17 protein-coding genes are annotated in these 24,710 nt (G+C 62.5%); 13 read left to right on the forward strand and 4 right to left on the reverse strand.

Annotated features, from left to right (window positions below; all coding sequences use genetic code 11):
- Positions 1 to 3: 3 nt before the first annotated feature.
- Positions 4 to 474 carry a Cys-tRNA(Pro) deacylase gene (gene ybaK / locus ACF8Q6_RS22600; protein ID WP_392491661.1) on the reverse strand — a complete coding sequence of 157 codons (471 nt, stop codon included), beginning with the start codon at positions 472 to 474 and terminating at the stop codon, positions 4 to 6.
- Between the two features lie 302 nt (positions 475 to 776).
- Between ybaK and ACF8Q6_RS22605 the strand changes: the two genes are divergently transcribed.
- The 4 genes from ACF8Q6_RS22605 (at position 777) to glpD (ending at position 5,869) form a co-directional block, all read left to right on the forward strand.
- Positions 777 to 1,628, forward strand: a complete 852-nt coding sequence (locus ACF8Q6_RS22605; protein ID WP_003254959.1) for an MIP/aquaporin family protein — start codon at positions 777 to 779, stop codon at positions 1,626 to 1,628.
- A gap of 51 nt (positions 1,629 to 1,679) precedes the next feature.
- Complete coding sequence (gene glpK / locus ACF8Q6_RS22610) at positions 1,680 to 3,179, forward strand: glycerol kinase GlpK (RefSeq protein WP_392491662.1); 1,500 nt, start codon at positions 1,680 to 1,682, stop codon at positions 3,177 to 3,179.
- Between the two features lie 101 nt (positions 3,180 to 3,280).
- Positions 3,281 to 4,036 (forward strand): DNA-binding transcriptional repressor GlpR, encoded by a 756-nt coding sequence (gene glpR, locus ACF8Q6_RS22615; protein ID WP_003254962.1) that lies wholly within the window; start codon positions 3,281 to 3,283, stop codon positions 4,034 to 4,036.
- Positions 4,037 to 4,330: 294 nt separating this feature from the next.
- Entirely contained in the window at positions 4,331 to 5,869 is a 1,539-nt protein-coding gene (gene glpD, locus ACF8Q6_RS22620) for a glycerol-3-phosphate dehydrogenase (protein WP_392491663.1), read from the forward strand.
- Positions 5,870 to 5,896: 27 nt separating this feature from the next.
- Here the strand turns inward: glpD and ACF8Q6_RS22625 are convergent, their stop codons facing one another.
- Positions 5,897 to 10,216 (reverse strand): NEL-type E3 ubiquitin ligase domain-containing protein, encoded by a 4,320-nt coding sequence (locus ACF8Q6_RS22625; RefSeq protein WP_392491664.1) that lies wholly within the window; start codon positions 10,214 to 10,216, stop codon positions 5,897 to 5,899.
- A gap of 332 nt (positions 10,217 to 10,548) precedes the next feature.
- On the opposite strand from ACF8Q6_RS22625, the gene ACF8Q6_RS22630 reads away from it, so the two are divergent.
- The 7 genes from ACF8Q6_RS22630 (at position 10,549) to ACF8Q6_RS22660 (ending at position 17,404) form a co-directional block, all read left to right on the forward strand.
- On the forward strand, positions 10,549 to 11,466 hold the full coding sequence (locus ACF8Q6_RS22630; protein ID WP_392491665.1) for a glutamate/aspartate ABC transporter substrate-binding protein: 918 nt from the start codon (positions 10,549 to 10,551) through the stop codon (positions 11,464 to 11,466).
- Positions 11,467 to 11,611: 145 nt separating this feature from the next.
- Entirely contained in the window at positions 11,612 to 12,358 is a 747-nt protein-coding gene (locus tag ACF8Q6_RS22635) for an amino acid ABC transporter permease (RefSeq protein ID WP_012051388.1), read from the forward strand.
- Positions 12,359 to 13,030 (forward strand): amino acid ABC transporter permease, encoded by a 672-nt coding sequence (locus ACF8Q6_RS22640; RefSeq protein WP_012051387.1) that lies wholly within the window; start codon positions 12,359 to 12,361, stop codon positions 13,028 to 13,030.
- Positions 13,027 to 13,761 (forward strand): amino acid ABC transporter ATP-binding protein, encoded by a 735-nt coding sequence (locus tag ACF8Q6_RS22645; RefSeq protein ID WP_003254971.1) that lies wholly within the window; start codon positions 13,027 to 13,029, stop codon positions 13,759 to 13,761. Before ACF8Q6_RS22640 ends, ACF8Q6_RS22645 begins: the two co-directional genes overlap by 4 nt.
- A gap of 68 nt (positions 13,762 to 13,829) precedes the next feature.
- On the forward strand, positions 13,830 to 15,713 hold the full coding sequence (locus tag ACF8Q6_RS22650) for an ATP-binding protein (RefSeq protein WP_392491667.1): 1,884 nt from the start codon (positions 13,830 to 13,832) through the stop codon (positions 15,711 to 15,713).
- A gap of 18 nt (positions 15,714 to 15,731) precedes the next feature.
- Positions 15,732 to 17,060 (forward strand): sigma-54 dependent transcriptional regulator, encoded by a 1,329-nt coding sequence (locus ACF8Q6_RS22655; RefSeq protein ID WP_010952238.1) that lies wholly within the window; start codon positions 15,732 to 15,734, stop codon positions 17,058 to 17,060.
- Between the two features lie 23 nt (positions 17,061 to 17,083).
- Positions 17,084 to 17,404, forward strand: coding sequence for a GlpM family protein (locus ACF8Q6_RS22660; RefSeq protein WP_392491669.1), 321 nt, complete (start codon positions 17,084 to 17,086; stop codon positions 17,402 to 17,404).
- Positions 17,405 to 17,536: 132 nt separating this feature from the next.
- On the opposite strand, the gene ACF8Q6_RS22665 is transcribed toward ACF8Q6_RS22660, so the two are convergent.
- On the reverse strand, positions 17,537 to 18,532 hold the full coding sequence (locus tag ACF8Q6_RS22665) for an alpha/beta fold hydrolase (RefSeq protein ID WP_012051384.1): 996 nt from the start codon (positions 18,530 to 18,532) through the stop codon (positions 17,537 to 17,539).
- 195 nt (positions 18,533 to 18,727) lie between these two features.
- Between ACF8Q6_RS22665 and metR the strand changes: the two genes are divergently transcribed.
- Positions 18,728 to 19,645: a transcriptional regulator MetR gene (gene metR, locus ACF8Q6_RS22670; RefSeq protein WP_003254981.1), complete on the forward strand. Its 918-nt coding sequence runs from the start codon at positions 18,728 to 18,730 to the stop codon at positions 19,643 to 19,645.
- On the opposite strand, the gene ACF8Q6_RS22675 is transcribed toward metR, so the two are convergent.
- Positions 19,629 to 20,042 carry an NUDIX domain-containing protein gene (locus ACF8Q6_RS22675; RefSeq protein WP_392491393.1) on the reverse strand — a complete coding sequence of 138 codons (414 nt, stop codon included), beginning with the start codon at positions 20,040 to 20,042 and terminating at the stop codon, positions 19,629 to 19,631. The genes metR and ACF8Q6_RS22675 overlap by 17 nt on opposite strands.
- A gap of 136 nt (positions 20,043 to 20,178) precedes the next feature.
- On the opposite strand from ACF8Q6_RS22675, the gene ACF8Q6_RS22680 reads away from it, so the two are divergent.
- The gene (locus ACF8Q6_RS22680) at positions 20,179 to 24,459 is read left to right on the forward strand and encodes a DEAD/DEAH box helicase (protein WP_392491394.1); all 4,281 of its coding nucleotides are present in this window, start codon (positions 20,179 to 20,181) and stop codon (positions 24,457 to 24,459) included.
- Positions 24,460 to 24,710: the final 251 nt, after the last annotated feature.

Genomic DNA, 24,710 nt, shown 5'->3' on the forward strand with positions numbered 1-24,710 from the left:
ATCTCAGCCTCTGCCGATCCCGGCAAACGTGCCTTGCGTATACTCCGCCAGCACCGCCGCTGTCAGCTCCACTTCCAGGCCACGCCTGCCAGCGCTGACATGGATAGTTGCAAAATTCTGCGCTGAGTCATCAATAAAGGTCCGCAGGCGCTTCTTCTGCCCCAGCGGGCTGATGCCGCCCACCAGGTAACCGGTCGCCCGCTGCGCCGCTGCAGGGTCGGCCATCTCGCACTTTTTTACCCCGGCAGCATGGGCCAGGGCCTTGAGGTCCAGGGTACCCACAACAGGCACAACCGCTACCAGCAATTCCCCTTTCTCGCTGCTTGCCAGCAACGTCTTGAACACCTGTTGCGGGTCGAGCCCGAGCTTTTCTGCCGCCTCCAGGCCATACGACGCCGACTTCGGGTCATGTTCATAACTGTGCACACGATGCTCGGCACGGTGCTTCTTCAACAGGTCTAGGGCGGGGGTCATGCAAGGGCTCCAGTCAGGGACGACTCGGCGGCTACTTTAGGACAATTCCCACATCCCAGCCACCGCACCGCAATCGCGCGCGTCTAGCACAGGGATCAGCAGCTGATTCTAGCGACCATATCGTGACTGACCGTTCACTTTCGACCTTTGACATCAGCGTTTCTTGTCTATATTTTTTCGTTTCTGAATAAGCGGTGCACTTATAAGGTGCATTTCCTACATCACCCGGGGTCAATGGGGATAGACACCGGGTTTTGCTGTCGAGCGCCACGCGCCTCACAACAAAAAAAACGAGGTCATACATGACGACTGCTCTGCGCCAACCCACACTGTCCAGCCAATGCCTGGCCGAGTTTCTCGGCACCGCCCTGCTCATCTTCTTCGGTACCGGCTGCGTCGCCGCGCTCAAGGTGGCCGGCGCCAGCTTCGGGCTTTGGGAAATCAGTATCATCTGGGGTGTGGGCGTCAGCATGGCCATCTACCTCACCGCCGGTATTTCCGGTGCGCACCTGAACCCAGCCGTGAGCATCGCCCTCACACTGTTCGCAGGGTTCGACAAGCGCAAGCTGCCCTTCTACATGCTGGCCCAGGTATGCGGCGCATTCTGTGGCGCAGCACTGGTCTACACGCTGTACAGCAACCTGTTCTTCGATTTCGAACAAGCCCACGCCATGCTGCGCGGTAGCGAAGGCAGCCTGGAGCTGGCCTCGGTGTTCTCCACCTACCCGCACCCGTCGCTGTCCACCAGCCAGGCGTTTCTGGTCGAAGTGGTGATCACTGCCATTCTGATGGCCGTGATCATGGCCCTGACCGACGACAACAACGGCCTGCCGCGCGGCGCCATGGCCCCGCTGCTGATCGGCTTGCTGATTGCAGTGATTGGCAGCGCCATGGGCCCATTGACTGGCTTTGCGATGAACCCGGCCCGCGATTTCGGGCCAAAACTCATGACCTTCCTGGCCGGTTGGGGCGAAATCGCCTTCACTGGCGGGCGGGATATTCCCTATTTCCTGGTTCCGGTATTTGCACCGATCCTTGGCGCCTGCTTGGGTGCAGCGAGCTATCGCGGCCTGATTGCACGCAACCTGCCAATGGCGCCCGCCGCGACCCCTGAGACAAATGACATTCGCCAGGGCGATACTCAAGCCAATTGATGCCGCCATCACGCACAGCCCTGACCCCCTATTCTTGCAAGGCCTACGACCATGACAGACACCCAGGATAAGAACTACATCATCGCCCTGGACCAGGGTACCACCAGCTCACGGGCGATCATTTTCGACCGTGACGCCAATGTTGTAGGTACCTCCCAGCGCGAGTTCGCACAGCATTACCCGCAGGCGGGCTGGGTCGAGCATGACCCGATGGAGATTTTCGCCACACAAAGCGCCACCATGGTCGAGGCCCTGGCCCAGGCGGGTATCAGCCACGCCCAGGTCGCTGCGCTGGGCATCACCAACCAACGCGAAACCACGGTGGTGTGGGACAAGGAAACCGGACGCCCGGTGTACAACGCCATTGTCTGGCAGTGCCGCCGCAGCACCGAGATTTGTGCCCAGCTCAAGCGCGACGGCCACGAAGCCTACATTCGTGAAACCACCGGCCTGGTCACCGACCCGTATTTCTCCGGCACCAAGCTGAAGTGGATCCTCGACAATGTCGACGGCGCCCGTGAACGCGCCGAGCGTGGCGAACTGCTGTTCGGCACCATCGACACCTGGCTGATCTGGAAGTTTACGGGTGGCAAGGTTCACGTCACCGACTACACCAACGCCTCGCGCACGCTGATGTTCAACATCCACAGCCTGCAGTGGGACGACAAGCTGCTGCAAATCCTGGGCATCCCGCGGCAGATGCTGCCTGAGGTGCGTCCATCCTCGGAAGTGTACGGCCACACCAAGAGCGGCATTGCCATTGCTGGTATCGCCGGCGACCAGCAGTCGGCACTGTTCGGCCAGATGTGCGTTGAGCCGGGCCAAGCCAAGAATACCTACGGCACCGGCTGCTTCCTGTTGATGAACACGGGCGACCAGGCGGTGAAGTCGTCCCACGGCCTGCTCACTACCATTGCCTGCGGCCCGCGTGGTGAGGTGGCCTATGCACTGGAAGGTGCGGTATTCAATGGTGGCTCTACCGTGCAATGGCTGCGTGACGAACTGAAGATCGTCAACGACGCCCTGGATACCGAGTACTTCGCCAGCAAGGTCAAGGACAGCAACGGCGTGTACCTGGTGCCCGCCTTTACCGGCCTGGGCGCCCCGTACTGGGACCCGTATGCCCGCGGTGCGTTGTTCGGCCTGACACGTGGTGTAAAGGTGGACCACATCATTCGCGCCGCACTGGAGTCCATCGCCTACCAGACCCGCGATGTCCTCGACGCCATGCAGCAAGACTGTGGCCAGCGCTTGTCCGAGCTGCGCGTGGACGGTGGTGCAGTGGCCAACAACTTCCTCATGCAGTTCCAGGCCGACATCCTCGGCACCTGCGTCGAGCGGCCGCAGATGCGCGAAACCACGGCGCTGGGCGCCGCCTATCTGGCAGGCCTGGCCTGTGGCTTCTGGAGTGGCCTGGACGAGCTGCGCGACAAGGCGATCATCGAGCGTGAGTTCAGCCCGCAGTTGGACGAAACGCAGAAAGAAAAGCTGTATGCCGGCTGGAAGAAGGCGGTCGAGCGTACCCGTGACTGGGAAGATCACGAGGCATGATAGCTGTTGGGGCCGCCATGCGGCCCCAATCGTCCACTGGCCGTCATCCCCTTCCTACGGCATCATTGCAGAATTTGTCCGGCAGCCCCAAAGGACCGCCCATGAATCTGCCCCCTCGCCAACAACAAATCCTCGAACTGGTACGCGAACGCGGCTATGTCAGTATCGAGGAAATGGCGCAGCTGTTCGTTGTCACTCCCCAGACCATCCGACGCGACATCAACCAGCTTGCCGAGCTCAACCTGTTGCGTCGTTATCACGGCGGCGCGGCTTACGATTCGAGCATCGAGAACACCGCCTACGCCATGCGTGCCGACCAGATGCGCGACGAAAAGCAGCGCATTGCCGACGCCGTAGCCCGGCAGATTCCCGACCATGCGTCGCTGTTCATCAACATCGGCACCACCACCGAATCGATCGCACGGGCGCTGCTCAACCACAACCACCTGAAAGTCATCACCAACAACTTGCACGTGGCGGCGATCCTGGCCGCCAAGGACGATTTCGAAGTGCTGGTGGCGGGTGGCACGGTACGCCGTGATGGTGGTGTAGTCGGCCAGGCCAGTGTCGATTTCATCAACCAGTTCAAGGTCGACTTCGCCCTGGTGGGCATCAGCGGTATCGACGAGGATGGCAGCCTGCTCGATTTCGACTACCAGGAAGTGCGGGTGTCGCAAGCCATCATCGCCAATGCCCGGCAAGTGATCCTCGCGGCCGATTCCAGCAAGTTCGGGCGCAATGCCATGGTGCGTCTGGGCTCGATCGACCTGGTCGACTGCCTGGTGACCGACCAGACACCAACCCCCACCCTTACCCAATTGTTGAACCAGAACAAGATCAGGCTTGAGGTGGTTTGAGGGCTGGTGGGTGCATGCCGCCAGATGTGTGGCGGCCGTGAGATCAAGTGCGGCCCGCGCGGCGCATCGCGAGCGAGGCTCGCGCCTGCATCGGTTTCGGGCCCGTTATGCCTGAGACAGCGCCTCCCATAACCACAGCCACCCCCTAAATTTTCGGAAATGTTCACTTCATCGTCATTTGATCAGTTTTTTCTATAGAGACTGACTGGCGACCGGCTTTCTGTTGCGCTAATATTTTCGCAAACGAACATCAATGTTCATATTCGATGTGAACAGCCCCAGGAGGCCTTGCCCGTGTCCCAGCCAGTTTCGTCCCAGCTCCCAACAGCCAACTGCTATGACCTTGCCGTGATCGGCGGTGGCATCAATGGCGTGGGCATCGCTGCCGACGCCGCTGGTCGCGGCTTGAAGGTCTTCCTTTGCGAAAAAGACGACCTGGCCCAACACACGTCGTCAGCCAGCAGCAAACTGATTCACGGTGGGCTGCGCTACCTGGAGCACTACGAATTTCGTCTTGTACGCGAGGCCCTGGCTGAGCGCGAAGTACTGCTGGCCAAGGCGCCGCACATCGTCAAACCTATGCGCTTCGTGCTTCCGCACCGCCCGCACCTGCGCCCTGCATGGATGATCCGCGCCGGCCTGTTCCTCTACGACCACCTGGGCAAGCGCAAGCGCCTGGGTGCCTCGCGTAGCCTTCGCTTCGGCCCGGGCTACCCGCTGAAGCCGGCAATCACCCGCGGCTTCGAATACGCCGACTGCGCTGTCGATGACGCCCGCCTGGTAGTACTCAACGCCATGGCGGCCCGTGAGCTTGGCGCACATATCCACACCCGCACCCGCTGCTTGCGCGCCGAACGTGTAGAGGGCTTGTGGCAGGTTGAACTGCAGCACGCCGACGGCAGCCTCCAGACGATCCATGCCCGCGCGCTGGTCAACGCCGCCGGCCCGTGGGTGGCCAGCTTCATCAAGGACGACCTCAAGCTCGATGCGCCTTACGGCATCCGCCTGATCCAGGGCAGCCACATTATCGTGCCGCGCCTGTATGAAGGTGAACATGCCTACATTCTGCAGAATGAAGACCAGCGCATCGTCTTCTGCATCCCGTACCTGGACCGCTTTACCCTGATCGGCACCACTGACCGGGAATACAGCGGCGACCCGGCCGCGGTCGCCATTACCGAGCAGGAAACACATTACCTGTTGAAGGTCGTCAACGAGCACTTCAACCACCAACTGAGCCAAGCCGACATCCTGCATACCTACTCCGGCGTTCGGCCGCTGTGCAACGACGAGTCGGACAACCCTTCGGCGGTGACCCGGGACTACACACTCGCCCTTTCGGCAGAAGCTGGCCAGGCACCGCTGCTGTCAGTGTTCGGTGGCAAGCTCACCACCTACCGCAAGCTGGCCGAATCGGCCATGGCTGAACTCAAGCCCTTCTTCACCCAGATGCGCGGCCCCTGGACCGCCAGTGCGCCACTGCCAGGCGCAGAGGGCATGACAACGGTACAGGCGCTGATCGATGCCGTACTGGCACGGTGCGGCTGGTTGCCTGTTGACCTGGCCAAACGCTGGGTGCTCACTTACGGCAGCCGCGTGTGGCGGCTGCTCGATGGCGTTCACGGCCCCGAAGACCTCGGGCAGGCTATCGGGGCCGGGCTGTTCACCCGTGAGGTGGACTACCTGCTGGAGGAGGAATGGGCTGAGCAAACCGCTGACATTATCTGGCGTCGCACCAAGCTGGGCCTGTCGCTGACCGCACAGGAGCAGATAGCCCTGGAGGCGTATCTGCAGCAAGCCCGCAAGGTGCGCGCGAATAGCCGCGCAGCCTGATACCGACGGTGAAGCCCTCTTGATCCGTCAAGGGGGCGTATTCGCCCAGCGCTCGTAGGCTTCACGCGCCAACCGCGCCAGCAATGCCCGCTCGCTGCGATCGAAATCAGCCTTCAGTGCTTCACAGCGTTGCAGAAACTCGTTTTCGCTGATCACTTGCTCATCTACCTGAGCCTGCAGGGCCTCCATCCGCTGGTGCAGTGGCTGTACCAGGTCTTCAAATCGCTGCGCATGAAACTCACGCGCGTATTGCTCCCAGAAAGGCCGCTGTGCCAACGAGGCAATCAGGGCATCCGTCGTCTCAGTTTGCAAAACCGCGTCCTGGACCCGCAACACATCGCTGGTGGTTACGTTTGCAAAACCTGGGTAGTGCATTTCGTCGAGCTCGATCGGCAAGCCCAACGGACGCGCAAGCCGCTGTCGGTAAAAAAGCCGTGTCTCGATTTCATCGACATGAGGGGCGTGCTCGGCATGCATGCGTTGCACGTGCAACGTCGCGTGACGGTCGACCTCGTCCAGGCGAAACAAACCACGCGCCAGGCTTAGCAAGCGAGCTTCCATCCGACTGCCATGCGCGTCTTCGACGGCGCGCAGCACCAGAACCCCAAGCTCCATCTGCTCCAGCAACAGCAGCAGGCGGTCTTCACAACTGCGGGGACCAGATGCCTCGAGAAACAACTGATGACGCAACTGCTCGTGCTGCTCACACGTTTCCAGAATTCGCCAGATTCGGCTGCGGTAATGCCCAGGGTGCTGCTCAAAGTCCTCGCCGTGAACGAAGTCTGCCAGAAAGCGGAACATTCCATCTGAGTGCGGCTCCTCAAGCAGCGCTGTCCATATGGCCTGCTGGCGATCACGTTCAGCGTCGGCTGTGCTGTTGGCCCAGGTATTGAACAGGTCACTGTCAATGGCGCGATGGCGTGCGGACGCTGACCCCCACTGCCCTGGGGTTACACCTCGAGCCTCATCAAGCAGTAATGCGTCAGCTTCGCCAAGTGGATTATCGTGCAAGGACAACTGGTGCACCTGCAGGCGCAGCTGCTGCAACTCTCGGCGCAGCGTGCGAATGTTGTTGTTTCGCAAGTCTATGTGGGCACGAAATGAAATCCGCTCAGGCAACGCCTCAAGGCCAGCAGAGCGCAAGTTGACTTCACGCAAATTGCCCAGGCGCGTCAGTACCGGTGCCCTTCCCAGCGGGTTGTGACTGAGGTCGAGGTACCGCAGCGCGCTCATCCCGGCAAGACGCAATTCACCGGCCTCATCCATTATCACGCTGTTGCGACGCAGGTTTAGCTGCCGCAGGCGGGGCAAATGTTCAATGCCGTGAGGGATCGCAGTCAGGCGATTGCCGGACAGGTCGAGCTCAATCAGGTTGGGAAAACGTCGAAGGAAGTCCCCATTGATTTCACCAAGGCGCAGGTCACTGAGGATCAGCCGTCGCACATGATCAAAGCTCACCCCCTCCGGTAATTCGGGCAGACTACCGATACGCTCTCCGCTGATGATCAGCGCGTAGTCCCCGGCCTCGTCGGTTATCTTGCGCCGCCAGCTTCGCCGTATGGCAGTAGCGACCCGACGGCGGCGCAGCGCGTCCAGTGGGTTACTGGCATCCCTGCGCCACTGACGCAGGCTCTGACGCAGGCGTGTCAACTGCCCCGTGAGCTGGCTGTAGTGCTCCCACAACCCTACTCGCCGCTCCATGAGGGCAAGCAGATAGGCTTGTAGCTCCCCGTCTGTCATCGTCGGAAACACTTGGTGAATACCACGCCCTATGGCACGCCGACTGCTCTCGCCTCGCCCACTCAACGCATACCCGATACGCCCATCTCCAAAACGGGTCGGGGGTCGCAGGCCAACACCCAGACGCGGCATGCCGCAGAGCTCAGCCGCTTGGGTGCGATCACCGGCAGCGGCCTCGATCAGCAACGAGCCAAGGGCGCCTGGACTGACAGCGGCATCGCCGAGATCGGCTGTCTGCGTATCGTCCAGCGCAGCCAACAGTGCCGCCAGGTAGGGGCCGGATGTGCCTTGACCGGCGTAGCGGTAGCCGTCGCCGCGGCGCACGATACACCGTACATCCTGCGCAGACTCTGCGCCGATACCGGCCAGATACCGGCCACTCGGGCTACCTTCGCGCAGTTCGATGCGCAGGGTGTCTGGCCATTTCAGCTGACGCTCGAGCAAGCCCAAAGCCAGGCGTTCGGTGTCCGGATTGACGCAACGCGGCAGGCGCAAACCGGCACAGGCCCTGTCCAGACGGCTTTCGCGCAGCGACCATCGTGCACGCTCGGCCACTGCCAAAGGGATCCGCTGCGCGGTGCTGAGCGTATCGAGCTGCGCACCGCTGCATTGCTGAAGCAGCTCACGGGTACAGCGAGCCGACAGGCCGGGGAAAGTGCGCCGCAATATCCGCTCGATGCCGTTGGGCTGCACTTGCCGATCAGCAACGTACTGCGCCAGTCGCGGCGCGCTGAAGTCCGGGTGTAATTCATGTGCCTGATAAAGCTCCAGGGCATCGAGCAACCGTGCAGGTGCGCCCATGTGCTCAACGTGTAAACGGCGAATCTGCGCTTCACTCAGCCCTGTCACCTGGAGCAGGTAGTCGCATGTCGCTTCCGGTAGTTCTGCCAGGGGCGTACTCAAACGGCGTACCAGATTGGCCCGCCCTTCCCAGTACTGTGGCGTTTCGAGTTCATGGCGCCAGCCACCGGCGCCATTCTGCTCTATCGCTGGCCGGTAGGCCCTGGGGCGACCAGGGTGCAGGATCCTGGAGCGACCATCCTGCGGATCCTCCATCACCCGATAACGCCCCTCATCGAGGTGCCACAACCATTCCTGTGCGCCGACACCCCGCAACGGTTGGGCATCGTAACCGGGCAGATCCGTGGCCATGAGCCTGACCTTGCCTGCGGAGGTGCACACCGGTGCCAGGTCATCCACGAAGGCCAGACGCTCAAGGGCACGCACGGCCACTTGGCTGCCGGCTGCGATCATCCCGCCGAGCACGACATTCTCGGCAACGTTGAACAGGTGGTTCAACGCCCCTTCGCGATCACCCATGCGCCAGTCTTCATACCCTTCATACACTTCGTCAGCGATCTGAACCGCGTTTGCCACCAGCAACACTTCGCCAAGCACAGGCACGAAAGCCCCCGCCACATTCAGCAAGTTCATACCCAGCTCTTTGTAGCCCTGCATGCGCGCTTCGCGGTCTTCATCATCTTCGACATCGGTGGGCACGGCGAGCACCTTGGCGTCATCCCTGATCTTGGCAAGGTGTTGCCGGCGCAGGTGTACGAACGGTGCGTCAGTGATCGGTGCAGAACGGGCATCGAGCTCCACCCCGGCTGCCGATGCCTGCGCAACCCGTTCGTTCAATACCCGATAGAAATTGATGCGCTCACGCTCGGTAATGAAGCGCGCGAAAAAGCGCCGATAGGCCGGCGCACGGAAGCGCTTACCGAGGTACTTGTCGAGTGCATCCCAGCTGGCATGACGGGAGACGGGCTGATGAGGGTCATCGGGTATCCAGAGCACCACCGACTCCACTGCGTCAGCTGACGGACGCACTTCCAGCGTCAGCACGCCTGGAACCGGGCGGCCCAGCAGGTACAACTGTCGGGGCACCACAGTGCCAACCAGCGCAGGCACCACCGGCTTTTCGGCAATAAGTGGCAACAGAAAAAAATACGTGCGCTCGTCAATGTCCTGTTTCAACGCAGCGACCCGCATCGCCACCTCGAAATGGGCCTTGAAACTCGCCTCGAACAACCCGTGCAAGCGGGAAACGGCCTGGCCCGGCTCATCCTCAGGGCCATCTTCAGGCTGTAGATGGTGCGTAAGCAACGCCTGGTACTTGCCCCCTGCGTCAACCTCGCGACATGCGGAGGCAAACGCGTGGAAGCTCATCGGCAGCCGGTTACCGTTGCCATCGACCAGTTCACCTTTGAACATGAGCCCGGGGCGTGTTTCCCTGCGATGATAGTTATGCAACGCCGCCTCCAGCAATGAACGCCTGGAGCGGCGAACATAGGTGGGCCGCAGCAGCACAGGCGAAGCACTGGGCAGCAACAGCCGCTGCGAGACCCGTACACTCCAACCCGTCACGTCAGGGTTGCTGATGCCGCTCTTGCGCAGTTTCGTTTTGAGCAACGCTGCGGCGTAGGCTTGCAAAGAAGGGATGGTCTGAATGATCGGGCCAAGCCGCGCATTGCAGTGCGCCTGGCGACTCAGGGCATGACGTAACGCATCGAGCCTTTCCGGTTGCGCGTGGTCGACTAGCCATCCAGGCAAGTTTTGGGCAATCAGGCTATCGATGGAATCGTTCGGGGGCCGGTGCGGTGACATCTGTGGAGCTCTCCAGGCAAAGAGCTGAGCACACTACGTCTGCGCCCTTGCCGCGCACTGCATAGTTACTACACACGACACCTGGATGTGCGGCAGCCCACGCGTTCGGATAACCGAACGAGCAAGCGCCATTTATTCGGCCTGGCGAACCCCGGAGAGATGCCGAGACTGTCAAGCGCGAGCAATACAAGCGGTTTAAGGTCGACAGCAGGGCTTGGCACGAGTCATGCTCTACACTTGGTAGCCGAATGCACCCGCTTCTTGCTGTATTCGTTGAACGAAGAGTCCGCCAACGGCTCCATAAAAAAAACAAACACGTCGAGGAAAATTTGATGCGTATCGTTCGTCAATTGCTGGGCGCAGCCATCGCGGCTGCAGTCATCGCTTCGCCGGCCATAGCCGAGGAGCTCACCGGCACCCTGAAGAAGATCAAGGAATCGGGCACCATCACACTGGGGCACCGCGACTCCTCCATTCCATTTTCCTACCTGGCCGGCAAACCCGAGCCCGTCGGTTACTCGCATGACATCCAGCTGGCCGTCGTCGACGCGCTGAAAAAGCAACTGGGCACGGACATCAAGGTCCGCTACAACCTGGTCACCTCGCAAACCCGTATTCCGCTGGTGCAGAACGGCACCGTCGACCTGGAGTGCGGCTCCACCACCAACAACGTCGAGCGCCAGCAACAGGTTGGCTTCTCGGTCGGCATCTTCGAAGTCGGTACCCGCCTGTTGACCAAGGTCAAGGACGGTCAGCCGGCATACAAAGACTTCCCGGACCTGGCCGGCAAGAACGTGGTGACCACCGCCGGTACCACCTCCGAGCGCATCCTCAAGGCGATGAACGCCGACAAGCAGATGAAGATGAACGTGATTTCCGCCAAGGACCACGGTGAAGCCTTCAACATGCTCGAAAGCGGCCGCGCTGTGGCCTTCATGATGGACGACGCCCTGCTCGCCGGTGAAATGGCCAAGGCGCGCAAGCCAGCGGACTGGGTCATCACCGGTACGCCACAGTCGTATGAAATCTACGGCTGCATGGTGCGCAAGGAAGACGCTGCGTTCAAGAAAGCGGTCGACGACGCCATCGTGGCCTACTTCAAGTCGGGCGAAGTCAACAAAAGCTACGACAAGTGGTTCCAGCAGCCGATTCCACCAAAGGGCCTGAACCTCCAGTTCCCGATGAGCGACGAGCTGAAGAAACTGATCGCCGAGCCAACCGACAAGGCTGCGGACGAGAAGAAGTCCTGATCCTCAGCAAATAGTGGCCTGGTGCTCACAAGCACGAATCAATTCTGCAGGCCACTCATTAGTGTCTAACCTTTCATCCGAGGGCGCCTTGCGCCCCCGGATGCTCGAAGGTGCCCGTGAAACAACCGTCTGAGGGGAAATCCCGATGAATTACAACTGGGACTGGGGCGTGTTCTTCAAGTCCACCGGCGTGGGCAGCGAAACCTATCTGGACTGGTACATCACCGGCCTGGGCTGGACCATCGCCATCGCCATCACCGCCTGGATCATCGCGCTGCTGCTGGGGTCAGTCCTCGGTGTCATGCGTACCGTACCGAACCGCCTGGTATCGGGTATCGCCACCGCCTACGTGGAACTGTTCCGCAACGTGCCACTGCTGGTGCAACTGTTCATCTGGTACTTCCTGGTACCGGACCTGCTGCCAGAAGGCTTGCAGGAATGGTTCAAGCAGGACCTCAACCCGACCACTTCGGCGCTGATCAGCGTGGTCATCTGCCTGGGCCTGTTCACCGCCGCACGCGTCTGTGAGCAAGTGCGTACCGGTATCCAGGCGCTGCCCAAAGGCCAGGAAGCTGCCGCCCGCGCCATGGGCTTCAGCCTCCCGCAGATCTACAATAATGTGCTGCTGCCGCAGGCCTACCGGATCATCATTCCGCCGCTCACCTCCGAGTTCCTCAACGTGTTCAAGAACTCCTCGGTGGCGTCGCTGATCGGCCTGATGGAGCTGCTGGCGCAGACCAAACAGACCGCAGAGTTTTCCGCCAACCTGTTCGAGGCGTTCACTTTGGCCACGCTGATCTACTTCACCCTGAACATGGGCCTGATGCTGCTCATGCGCATGGTCGAGAAGAAAGTCGCCGTGCCTGGCCTGATTTCCGTGGGGGGCAAGTAAATGGAAATGGATTTCAGCGAAATCATCCCTGCCCTGCCTGCCCTCTGGGAGGGCATGGTCATGACCCTCAAACTGATGGTCATGGGTGTCATCGGCGGTATCGTGCTGGGCACCATCCTGGCCCTGATGCGCCTGTCGTCGAGCAAACTGCTGTCGAACCTGGCCGGTGCCTACGTCAACTACTTCCGCTCGATCCCGCTGCTGCTGGTGATCACCTGGTTCTACCTGGCGGTCCCGTTCGTGCTGCGCTGGATCACCGGCGAAGATACCCCGGTGGGTGCCTTCACCTCCTGCGTGGTCGCCTTCATGATGTTCGAGGCCGCGTATTTCTGCGAAATCGTCCGCGCCGGTGTGCAGTCGATCTCCAAGGGCCAGATGGGCGCCGCACAAGCGCTGGGCATGAACTACGCGCAGACCATGCGCCTGATCATCCTGCCCCAGGCCTTCCGCAAGATGACCCCGCTGCTGCTGCAGCAGAGCATCATCCTGTTCCAGGACACCTCGCTGGTATACACCGTGGGCCTGGTCGACTTCCTCAACTCGGCACGCTCCAACGGCGACATCATCGGGCGCTCCCATGAGTTCCTGATCTTCGCCGGCGTCGTCTACTTCCTCATCAGCTTCTCCGCTTCGTGGCTGGTCAAGCGCCTGCAAAAAAGGATCACCGTATGATTTCCATCAAGAACGTCAACAAGTGGTACGGCGACTTCCAGGTACTGACCGACTGCAGCACCGAGGTCAAGAAAGGTGAGGTAGTGGTGGTTTGTGGCCCGTCGGGCTCGGGCAAGTCCACCCTGATCAAGTGCGTCAACGCGCTGGAGCCCTTCCAGAAGGGCGACATCGTGGTCGATGGCACTTCGATTGCCGACCCGAAGACCAACCTGCCCAAGCTGCGCTCGCGCGTGGGCATGGTGTTCCAGCACTTCGAGCTGTTCCCGCACCTGACCATCACCGAGAACCTGACCATTGCCCAGCGCAAGGTGCTGGGCCGCAGCGAGGCGGAAGCCACCAAGAAGGGCCTGGCGCTGCTCGAGCGTGTAGGCCTCAGTGCCCATGCCAAGAAACACCCCGGCCAGCTCTCCGGTGGCCAGCAGCAGCGCGTGGCCATCGCCCGCGCCCTGGCGATGGACCCGATCGTCATGCTGTTCGACGAACCCACCTCGGCACTGGACCCCGAAATGGTCAGCGAGGTACTGGACGTGATGGTTCAACTGGCCCAAGAAGGCATGACCATGATGTGCGTAACCCACGAGATGGGCTTTGCCCGCAAAGTCGCCAACCGGGTCATTTTCATGGACAAGGGCAGCATCATCGAAGACTGCACCAAGGAAGCGTTCTTCGGTGACCAGAGCGCCCGCGACCAGCGCACCCAGCACTTCCTCAGCAAGATCCTGCAGCACTGACCCGGCCACAGCTTCCGCTGCCACGGCCCCACCAGGCAGCGGAAGCTGGTCGTAACAAGGCCACTGTGATGAAATGCGATCCCTCGCTACTTCGCCCTGCCAAGCCTGCCGTGAATTCCCGCCTGATCCGTCAATTGCTGTTACCACCACTGATCATCCTGCTGATGGTCGGGCTGGGAATGGCTGGCTACCTGATCAGCGAGAGCAATGGTATCCGCGCCCTCAGCGAAAACGGCGAACGCCAGCTGGAGCTGCATGCACGCACGGTCGAAAGCGAAATCAGCAAGTACACCTACTTGCCGAGCCTGCTGGAGCTGGAAGACAGCGTCTCGCACCTGCTCACCGACCCGGACGGCGCTTCACGCCAGACGGTCAACGAATACCTTGAAGGCCTGAACCGTCGCAGTCGCAGTCGGGCCATCTTCGTCCTCGACACCAATGGCCGGGTACAGGCCACCAGCAACTGGCGCGATGCCGACTCGTTCCTGGGTGAAGACCTGTCGTTCCGCGCCTACTTCCAGACTGCCGTGCGCGGCGAGCCCGGGCGTTTCTATGGCATCGGCAGTACCACTGGCGAGGCTGGCTATTACCTGGCCCATGGCCTTGAGGAGCACGGCAAGATCATAGGCGTTGCGGTGATCAAGGTGCGCCTGGACACCCTCGAGGAGCGCTGGCAGCGTGCCCGCCTGGAGGCGTTCGTCAGCGACGAGAATGGCATCATCATTCTCTCCAGCGACCCGGCCCGGCGTCTTAAGTCGGTGCGCCCGCTGACCCCGCAAATCAAGGAGCGCCTGGCGCGAAGCCTGCAATACTACTGGTGGCCGCTGAACGAACTGCAACCCCTGGCCCGGGAAACCCTGGCCGATGGTGTGGAAAAGCTGACCTTCCCGGCCAACACCGAAACCGCTCATGGCAAACCACACGAAGTGGCGTACCTGGCGCAAACCAGGCGCCTGGTCGACACGCCCTGGCATTTCACCCTGCTGACCCCACTGCAGGACCTGCGTCGCGAATCCATGGTGCAGGGCATTCTGGTGGGCGTGGCCTTTGCCTTGCTGGCGATCCTCGGCATTGCCTGGAACGAGCGGCGCAAAGTGATCGCCACCCGCCTGGCGGCCCGCGAAGCCCTTGAGGAAGCCAACAGCCAGCTGGAGCGGCGGATTGCCGAACGCACCGCCGACCTGCGCGCCAGCAACGAACGCCTCAAGGGCCAGATTCGCGAGCGCCGGCATGCCGAGCAGACCTTGCGCCACGCCCAGGATGAGCTGGTGCAGGCAGGTAAGCTGGCCGCCATCGGGCAAATGTCTACCAGCATTGCCCACGAGCTGAACCAGCCACTGGCTGCGCTGCGCACCCTGTCTGGCAATACAGTGCGCTTCCTCGAGCGCGGGGCGCTGGAAACTGCCAGCACCAACCTGCGCACCATGAATGACCTGATCGACCGCATGGGCCGCATCACCGCCAGCCTGCGCTCGTTCGCCCGGCGCGGCGATGACAGCGGCCAGGCTTCACTGGCCAAGGCGGTAGAGGCCACCCTGCAGGTGCTGGCCAACCGCGTCAGTGCCTGTCACTTGCAATTGCACCATCAGTTCGAGGACCAGCAACTGGCCATCGACCAGACCCGCCTGGAGCAGATTCTGGTCAACCTGATCGGCAACGCCCTTGACGCGATGGCCGCGCAACCGCAGCCTGAGCTGTGGCTGGAAGGCGAGTTGCAGGGCGACAAGTACCGTTTGCAGGTGCGCGACAACGGCCACGGCATTGACGCCGAAGCGCGCAAGCACCTGTTCGAACCCTTCTTTACCACCAAACCGGGCGAGCATGGCCTGGGCCTGGGCCTGACCTTGTCGGCTTCCCTTGCCGCCGCCGCCAAGGGAAGCCTCAACGTCGAGCATCCCGCCACCGGCGGCACAGCCTTCGTCCTGGCCTTGCCCCTGGTTTCCCCCCCCTAGCGAATCGGCAGAGCATCCATGAACCAAGCGCCTCTTACCGTCCTGATCGTCGAAGACGACCCGCATGTGCTGCTCGGCTGCCAGCAGGCGCTGGCCCTGGAGGATATCGCCTGCGAGGGCGTGGGCAGCGCCGAACAGGCGCTGGAACGCATCGGCGACGATTTCGCCGGCATTGTCGTCAGCGATATCCGCCTGCCGGGTATTGATGGCCTGGAGCTGCTCAATCGCCTCAAGGCCCGTGACCGCAGCCTGCCGGTGGTGCTGATCACTGGCCATGGCGATATCGACATGGCCGTCGGCGCCATGCGTAACGGCGCCTACGACTTCATGGAAAAACCGTTCTCCCCCGAGCGCCTGGTCGATGTGGTACGCCGCGCGCTGGAACAGCGCGGGCTGTCACGCGAAGTGGTGGCCCTGCGCCGCCAACTGGCCGAGCAGAGCAGCCTGGAGGGACGCATCATTGGTCGCTCACCGGCCATGGAGCACTTACGCGAACTGATCGCCAACGTCGCCGACACCTCAGCCAACGTGCTGATCGAAGGTGAAACCGGCACCGGCAAAGAGCTGGTCGCGCGCTGCCTGCACGACTTCAGTCGTCGCCAGAGCCACCCGTTCGTGGCGCTGAACTGTGGCGGCCTGCCGGAAAACCTGTTTGAAAGCGAGATATTCGGCCACGAGGCCAACGCCTTCACCGGAGCCGGCAAACGCCGCATCGGCAAGATCGAACACGCCAATGGCGGCACGCTGTTCCTCGATGAAGTGGAGAGCATGCCGATCAACCTGCAGATCAAGCTGCTGCGCGTGCTGCAGGAGCGCACCCTGGAGCGATTGGGCTCGAACCAGAGCATCCCGGTGGATTGCCGGGTGATCGCCGCGACAAAGGCCGACCTCGATGCCTTGGGCCAGAGCGGCCAGTTCCGCAGCGACCTGTATTACCGGTTGAACGTGGTCACCCTGGAGCTGCCGCCGCTGCGTGAGCGCCGTGAAGACATCCTGCAGTTGTTCGAACATTTCCTGCAGCAGTCGGCGCTGCGCTTCGACCGGGAAACACCGACACTGGACAGCCAGACCCTGTCGCGCCTGATGGCCCACGACTGGCCAGGCAACGTGCGCGAGTTGCGCAACGTGGCCGAACGCTATGCCCTCGGCCTGCCAGCCTTCAAGAAAGGCCCCAGCGGTGGTGCCAACCAAGGCCTGCTTTTTGCCGAGGCGGTGGAAGCATTCGAACGCAACCTGCTCACTGATGCCCTGCAACGCACGGGTGGCAACCTGAGCCAGGCCAGCCAGGAGCTGGGCATGGCCAAGACCACGCTGTTCGACAAAGTGAAAAAATACGGCCTCGCCTGACTGAACCCAAACTGGAAAACAACGTGGACCTGGTATTCAAAGCGGCCCTGGGCGCAGGCGTGGTGCTGTTGCTGGCGGTGCTGTCGAAAACGCGCAACTACTACATCGCGGGGCTGGTGCCGCTGTTCCCCACCTTTGCCCTGATTGCCCACTACATTGTCGGCAAGGGGCGCAGCATTGCCGACCTGAAGACCACCATCCTGTTTGGCATGTGGTCGATCATTCCGTATTTCGTGTACCTGGCAACCCTGTATGTACTGGTCGACCGCTTGCGCCTCGAGGCATCGATGGCGCTGGCCACGCTGGCTTGGCTGATCGCCGCGACTGTGCTGGTGACTGTGTGAGTGCGGATGCACTGATCGAAAGCGGCGCTGGCTGCTTCGCGGGCTCGCCCGCTCCCACAGGGTCTCCACAATGTCTGAGATCGGTGCAGCACCTGTGGGAGCGGGCAAGCCCGCGAAGCAGCCAGCGCGGATTCAGAGCCCTGCGATGTGCGTGACCGCTTGCCTGTGCGCCTGCAAATAAGGCAACACCGCCCCCAGTAACGGCGCCTTGAACGGCTCCTGAAAACGGTGCGCCAACCCCGGGATCAAGCGTAACTGGCTGCCCTGGATATGCGCCGCCAGGTGCACGCCATGCATCACCGGCAATAACGGATCAGCCGTGCCGTGTACCACCAGGGTCGGCACTCGCAACTGGTTGAGCAATTCGACGCGGCTCGGCTCGGCCAGTATCGCCATGATCTGGCGCTTGGCCCCGTCAGGGTTGAACGCCCGGTCGTAGGCCTGCGCCGCCTGCTGCAGCAACACTTCGCGGTCGTCTCGTACCTCAGGGCTGCCCAAGGCCGCCAGCAGGTCGGCCTGCTGCTCGATAGCCACTTCACGGTTCGGCGCGCTGCGCCGGGCCAGCAACTGCACCAACGCCGGGGCCGGCGCCGGCAGCCCCGCCGCCCCTGAACTGGACATGACCAGCGTCAGGCTGCGCACACGCTCAGGCGCCATCGCCGCCAGGTGCTGGGCAATCATGCCGCCCATGCTCACCCCCAATACATGAAACTGGCGCACGCCCAACGCGTCCATCAGGCGCAAGCCGTCATCGGCCATATCAGTCAGCGTATAGGGCGCCGACACGGGCAGGCCCAACTTGTAACGCAACAGTTCGAGCGTCAGGTTGGCGTGCGGTGGTACCTGGTTCCAGCGGGACAGGCCGACATCGCGGTTGTCATAGCGGATCACCCGAAAACCTTGGCGGCACAATGCCTCGACCACATCATCTGGCCAATGAATCAGCTGCCCGCCCAAGCCCATGACCAGCAGCAAGGCCGGGTCGCGTGGCGCACCGACGCTCTGGTACACCAGGCTGACGGCACCCAGTTCGGCACGCTGCACCGGCACCTGGGCGTCACAGCGCTGTTCGGCGAAACTCGCCGGTGCGCTAAACAGAAAGAAAAGAAAAAGCCAAAAAGCCCGCATGAAAGAAACACCAGAATGCAGATCCCCAGTAGAGCGCGAGTCTGATGAATTCTGTTCGGGCGCGCTGCCACAGTTCGGTGACAGTTTCATGACTCCCGCCAGGCGGTGCGACGATCGCCCAGTCGACAGATGTAGCATCATGAGAGAAACTCAACTCATTACCTGATTCCTCTATTCCATACCCCGGAGTTATCTGTGCTGGAGATCCGTCACCTGAAAACCCTTCATGCCCTGCGCGAAGCCGACAGCCTGGTGGAGGCCGCCGAACGCCTGCACCTGACCCAGTCGGCGTTGTCGCACCAGTTCAAGGAGCTGGAAGAGCGCCTGGGCCTCCCGATTTTCGTGCGCAAGACCAAGCCAATCCGCTTCACCAGCGCCGGGCTGCGTCTGCTGCAACTGGCTGATGCCACCCTGCCGTTGCTGCGCAGCGCCGAACGTGACATCGCACGCCTGGCCGGAGGCACTGCCGGACGCCTGCACATGGCTATCGAATGCCACAGCTGCTTCCAGTGGCTGATGCCGACCATCGACCAGTTCCGTGATGCCTGGCCGGAAGTGGAACTGGACCTGGCATCGGGCTTTGCTTTCGCCCCGCTACCGGCCCTGGCCCGCGGCGACCTTGACCTGGTGGTGACCTCCGACCCGGTGGACCTGGCAGGCATCACTTATGTGCCGCTGTTCACCTACGAGGCGATGCTGGCAGTGGCCAACCAGCACCCGCTGGCCAGCAAGCCTTACATCGTGCCGCAAGACTTGCTCGACCAGACGCTGATCACCTACCCGGTGGAGCGCGATCGCCTGGACATCTTCACCCGCTTCCTGGAGCCCGCCGATATCGAGCCAGCCGCCGTGCGTACCTCGGAGCTGACGGTGATGATGATGCAGCTGGTGGCCAGCGGCCGTGGCGTATGCGGCATGCCGCATTGGGCGCTGCACGAGTACAGCTCGCGCGGCTATGTGAAGGGCAAACGCCTGGGCGAGAAAGGCCTGTTTGCCACGCTTTATGCCGCCGTACGCACCGACATGCTCGATGCCCCGTACATGCGCGACTTTTTGCTGACGGCCAAGGACACCTCGTTTGCCACCCTCGACGGCGTCAGCGCGGTGCGTTGAGCGCCTGGCGATACAGCGGCAGGATCAAGTCGCGGGTCAGGGGAGCCAGTGGCATGACGGGTGCCTGATCTGCTGCCAGCCAGACCACCTCCTCGATCTCTGCGGCCGGCACCACGGCGGCGGCGCTGTCGACACGGAACAGCTCGGCTTGCACTTCGAAGCCTGGCTCGTTGGCGGCGGGGGCACTGAACTGGCCCAGGTGCATGGCCTGAGCCGGGTCGATGCGCAGGCCCAGTTCCTCCTGCAACTCGCGCACCAGCGCCTGTACCGGCGTTTCACCGGTATCGATCTTGCCGCCTGGCTGCATGAAAGCCTCGGTGCCACGCTTGCGCACCAGCAGTGTGCGGCCCTGAGGGTCGATCAGCAGGGCGGCGGCGATGCGGATGATGTTGGGCATGGGGTGGGCTCGCTAAATAAAATGACCCGCGAGGATCCCATGGGGTCATTGGCCTGACAAGGCCAGTTATTCCTGTACCGGCCTGGCAGACGAGCGGCCCCTTGCCAACCTGTTGCACACCCTCCATAAACAACACATGAACCTGCCCGCCAAACACCACCCGGTGCTCGAGCTGTTCCACCCTGCCGTCAGCACCTGGTTCCGCCGCCGCTTCGCCACGGTCACCGATGCCCAGGCACAGGCCTGGCCGTTGATCCACGCCGGGCAATCCATGCTGCTGGCCGCACCAACCGGCTCAGGCAAGACCCTGAGCGCTTTTCTGGCCGTGCTTGATGAGCTGCTGCGTGAAGGCATGAAGCACCAGGGCGAACTGCCCGCACAGACCCTGGTGATCTACGTTTCACCTCTGAAGGCCCTGTCCAATGACATTCGTCTGAACCTGCAGGCACCGCTCGAAGGCATCAGCCAAGCCATTGCAGAGCAAGGCCTGAACGCCCCACGCATCACCACGGCGGTACGCACCGGCGATACACCGCAGAAGGAACGCGCCGCCATGCGCAAGCTGGCCCCGCACATTCTGGTGACAACCCCCGAATCGCTTTACGTGCTGATGGGCTCGGCTTCTGGCCGTGAAGGCCTGGCCCATGTGCACACGGTAATCGTCGACGAAATCCATGCCTTGGCCGGTAACAAGCGTGGCGCCCATCTGGCCCTGACCTTGGAACGCCTGCAAGCCTTGTGCAAAAAGCCGCTGCGGCGGATCGGCCTGTCCGCTACCCAACGCCCGGTCGAACGGGTGGCACAGTTTCTGGTGGGTAGCGGGCGCCCCTGCGCCATTGTCGATATCGGCCATGCCCGCAAGCGTGACCTGGCCATCGAAGTGCCGCCGGTACCGCTGGGGGCGGTGATGGCCACTGATGTCTGGGGCCTGGTGTATGACCGCTTGGCCACCCTTGCCCGTGAACACCGCACTACGCTGGTATTCGTCAACACCCGGCGCCTGGCCGAACGTATCACCCGCCACCTCAGCGACCGGCTGGGCAAGGAGGCGGTTGCCGCACACCATGGCAGCCTGTCCAAAGCGCTGCGCCTGGATGCAGAGCAGCGGCTCAAGAGCGGCCAGCTCCAGGTGCTGGTCGCGACCGCATCGCTGGAGCTTGGCATTGATATCGGCGATATCAACCTGGTCTGCCAGATCGCCTCGCCGGGCTCGATTGCCGGCTTCCTGCAACGGGTTGGCCGCGCTGGACACCAGGTCGATGGTGCGCCGAAGGGGCGCCTGTTCCCCACCTCACGCGATGACCTGATCGAATGCGTTGCCTTGCTTGACTGCGTTCGACGGGGCGAACTGGACGCACTGCACATCCCCCGGGCACCGCTGGATGTGCTGGCCCAGCAGATCGTCGCAGAAGCCAGCAACCAGGCCTGGCACGAACAGGATCTGCTGGATTGCCTGCGCCAGGCCACACCTTACGCCGAGCTTGACCAGCACCATTACCAGGCCCTGCTGCGCATGCTCGCCGAGGGCTACAACGGCCGCCAGGGTGTGCGCAGTGCCTACTTGCACCGTGACGCAGTGAGCGGCACGCTGCGTGGCCGACGTGGCAGCCAACTGACCGCGCTGACCAGCGGCGGCACCATCCCCGACAACGCCGACTACGCCGTGTTGCTGGAGCCGCAGGCGTTGAACATCGGCAGTGTCAATGAAGACTTTGCCGTGGAAAGCATTGCCGGCGATATTTTCCAGCTGGGTAACGCCTCCTATCGCATTCTGCGCGTCGAGCCGGGTCGGGTGCGGGTAGAGGATGCTCATGGCCTGCCACCGACCATTCCGTTCTGGCTGGGTGAAGCGCCGGGGCGCAGTGACGAGCTGTCTGCCGCCGTGGCCCGGCTGCAGGCGCGAATCGACCAGCAACTGGCGCTGGCAGGCGGCGACACGGTGGAGGTACTGGCCTGGTTGCAGGCGACCTTCGAACTGAACGAAGCTTGTGCGGGCCAGTTGCTCGACTACCTGGCCCGCACCCGTGAAGTGCTTGGCGCCCTGCCCTCGCAGGATACGCTGGTGATGGAACGTTTTTTCGATGAGTCCGGTGGGACCCAACTGATCATTCATTCACCCTATGGTAGCCGCATCAACCGCGCCTGGGGCCTGGCCCTGCGCAAGCGCTTCTGCCGCACCTTCAACTTCGAACTGCAGGCTGCCGCCAGCGAGGACGCCATCGTGCTGTCACTGTCGACCAGCCACAGTTTCGAGCTGGACGAAGTGTGGCGTTACCTGAACAGCCGCAGCGCCGAGCTGATTCTCATCCAGGCCCTGCTCGATGCACCGCTGTTTGGCGTGCGCTGGCGCTGGAATGCAGGCGTGGCCATGGCACTGCCGCGCTTTGTGGGCGGACGCAAGGTGGCGCCGCAAATCCAGCGCATGAAGAGTGAGGACCTGGTTGCCGCCGTGTTCCCCGACCAGATCGCCTGCCTGGAGAACATCGTCGGCGAGCGGCAGATTCCCGACCATCCGCTGGTCGAGCAAACCCTCGACGACTGCCTGCACGAGGCGATGGACAGCGAAGGCTGGCTGGCGCTGCTGCGGCGCATGGAAAGCGGTGCAGTGCGCTTGCTGTGCCGCGACTTGCCCGCCCCCTCGCCGCTGGCTTCAGCGATTCTCAACGCCCGGCCTTATGCCTTTCTGGACGATGCGCCACTGGAAGAACGACGTACCCAGGCGGTACTCAACCGGCGCTGGAACGACGTGCACAGTAGCGACGACCTGGGCGCGCTGGACGCTGATGCCATTGCTGCCGTCGCGGCCGAGGCCTGGCCACAGCCGGCCAATCCCGACGAAATGCACGAAGCATTGATGAGCCTGGGTGCCATTGGTCAGGTCGAGGTAGATGCCAACCCCTGCTGGGATGTGCTGCTAAGGCAGCTGGCCAAGGCCGGGCGTGCCATGCGCCTGCCCGATGACAAGCTCTGGTTGGCCCGCGAACGCCTGAACCTGCTGCTGGCACTGTACCCCACAGCGCACAGGGAGCCAGCGCTCGAACGGCTCGCTGGCTTCGACCAGCCCATCGAGCCCGACCACGCACTGAGCGAACTGCTGCGCGCCCGCCTGAGCGGCCATGGCCCACAGACCCTGGCGCAAATCGCTGCGCCATTGGGCAAACCGGTAACCGATATCGAACAGTCGCTGGCCCGCCTGGAAGCCGAAGGCTATGTGCTGCGCGGGCATTTCAGCCCAGGTGCCACTGACCTGCAATGGTGCGAACGCCACTTGCTGGCGCGCATCCACCGCTACACGGTCAAACGCCTGCGCCGCGAGATCGAGCCGGTCAGCCTGCAAGACTTCATGCGCTTTCTGTTCGATTGGCAGCACCTGGCGCCAGACGAGCGCCTGCGTGGTCCGCAGGCGGTGGCCGAAGTGCTGGGCCAGTTACAAGGGTTCCCCAGCGCCGCAGCGGCCTGGGAGGCGGAACTGCTGCCGGCGCGTATCAAAGACTACAGTCCGCACTGGCTCGACGAAGCCTGCCGAAGCGGCCAGTTTGCCTGGAGCCGGCTGGCGGCAACCGTGGCGAGCAGCACGTTGACCAGTACCCCACTGGTGTTGCTGCCGCGGGACCAGTTGAACACGTGGCGCAGCCTGGCACCCGCACCTGCTGTCGACGCCCTTGGCCTACGTGCGCAACGTGTGCACGAAGCGCTGAAAACCCAGGGTGCGCTGTTCTTCGATGAACTGGCACATGAGGCACACCTGCTGCCCAGTGAACTGGAAACTGCACTGCAGGAGCTGGTGGGCTCGGGCCTGGCCGGGGCGGACAGTTTCACTGGCTTGCGCAGCCTGATCACGCCTGCAACCAAGCGCAGCGCACGTAACAGCCGCCGGGGCCTCCCGCCGCTTTCCAGCAGCATGGCGCATGCCGGACGTTGGGCCCTGCTGCGCCGCAGCGATGCGCCACCGGATCACGACCAGCGTCTGGAGCACATTGCCCGCACGCTGCTGCGCCGCTATGGCGTGATCTGCTGGCGGCTGCTGGCGCGCGAGAGTGATGTACTGCCGCCCTGGCGTGAGCTGCTGCGCTGCTATCACCGATTGGAAGCGCGTGGCGAGATCCGGGGCGGGCGCTTCATTGCCGGGCTGGCCGGTGAACAGTTCGCCTTGCCTGAGGCGGTAGTATTGCTGCGGCAAGTGAGACGACGTGAACCGGACGGAACGCTGCAGGTGGTGAGCGCCGGTGACCCGCTGAACCTGATCGGCTCGTTGCTGCCCGGGGCGAAAGTGCCGGCAGTGATTGGCAACCGGCTCCTGTATCGCGACGGGATACCGGTGGCGGTGCGGATGGCCGGGCGTTACGCGTATCTGGTCGAGGCGTCCGCACAGGAGCAGGAAAGCTGGCGGCAAAAACTGCTGCGCGCCCCCCTGTAGGAGCGGGTTTACCCGCGAACACGGTGGCGGCGGCAACGCTGACCGGCGGGTAGAAATTGGCCAGCAGGCCCGACCCTTTCGCGGGTAAACCCGCGCCTACGACGGCCTGCGCCCAATCACCAATGTGTGCCCACCACCGATCTGCGTTGCGACCAGGCAATTTGGCTCGGGTCGAGAATGATTTTCGCTACCCCGATTTTATTTTGCAGGGCCCGGCAACTTGGCTATGGTCGGGGTTTGCCCCCAGGCCC

The sequence above is a fragment of the Pseudomonas sp. GLN_2 genome (assembly GCF_043106005.1).
Taxonomy (GTDB): domain Bacteria; phylum Pseudomonadota; class Gammaproteobacteria; order Pseudomonadales; family Pseudomonadaceae; genus Aquipseudomonas; species Aquipseudomonas alloputida.

Excerpts from the sequence above, each read along its gene's own strand:
- ACF8Q6_RS22605 (WP_003254959.1), top strand. The coding sequence starts at position 777 with ATGACGACTGCTCTGCGCCAACCCACACTGTCCAGCCAATGCCTGGCC.
- glpR (WP_003254962.1), top strand. The coding sequence starts at position 3,281 with ATGAATCTGCCCCCTCGCCAACAACAAATCCTCGAACTGGTACGCGAA.
- ACF8Q6_RS22625 (WP_392491664.1), bottom strand. The coding sequence starts at position 10,216 with ATGTCACCGCACCGGCCCCCGAACGATTCCATCGATAGCCTGATTGCC.
- ACF8Q6_RS22680 (WP_392491394.1), top strand. The coding sequence starts at position 20,179 with ATGAACCTGCCCGCCAAACACCACCCGGTGCTCGAGCTGTTCCACCCT.
- ACF8Q6_RS22675 (WP_392491393.1), bottom strand. The coding sequence starts at position 20,042 with ATGCCCAACATCATCCGCATCGCCGCCGCCCTGCTGATCGACCCTCAG.
- ACF8Q6_RS22630 (WP_392491665.1), top strand. The coding sequence starts at position 10,549 with ATGCGTATCGTTCGTCAATTGCTGGGCGCAGCCATCGCGGCTGCAGTC.
- ACF8Q6_RS22640 (WP_012051387.1), top strand. The coding sequence starts at position 12,359 with ATGGAAATGGATTTCAGCGAAATCATCCCTGCCCTGCCTGCCCTCTGG.
- ybaK (WP_392491661.1), bottom strand. The coding sequence starts at position 474 with ATGACCCCCGCCCTAGACCTGTTGAAGAAGCACCGTGCCGAGCATCGT.
- ACF8Q6_RS22665 (WP_012051384.1), bottom strand. The coding sequence starts at position 18,532 with ATGCGGGCTTTTTGGCTTTTTCTTTTCTTTCTGTTTAGCGCACCGGCG.
- ACF8Q6_RS22645 (WP_003254971.1), top strand. The coding sequence starts at position 13,027 with ATGATTTCCATCAAGAACGTCAACAAGTGGTACGGCGACTTCCAGGTA.
- ACF8Q6_RS22655 (WP_010952238.1), top strand. The coding sequence starts at position 15,732 with ATGAACCAAGCGCCTCTTACCGTCCTGATCGTCGAAGACGACCCGCAT.
- ACF8Q6_RS22635 (WP_012051388.1), top strand. The coding sequence starts at position 11,612 with ATGAATTACAACTGGGACTGGGGCGTGTTCTTCAAGTCCACCGGCGTG.
- ACF8Q6_RS22650 (WP_392491667.1), top strand. The coding sequence starts at position 13,830 with ATGAAATGCGATCCCTCGCTACTTCGCCCTGCCAAGCCTGCCGTGAAT.
- glpK (WP_392491662.1), top strand. The coding sequence starts at position 1,680 with ATGACAGACACCCAGGATAAGAACTACATCATCGCCCTGGACCAGGGT.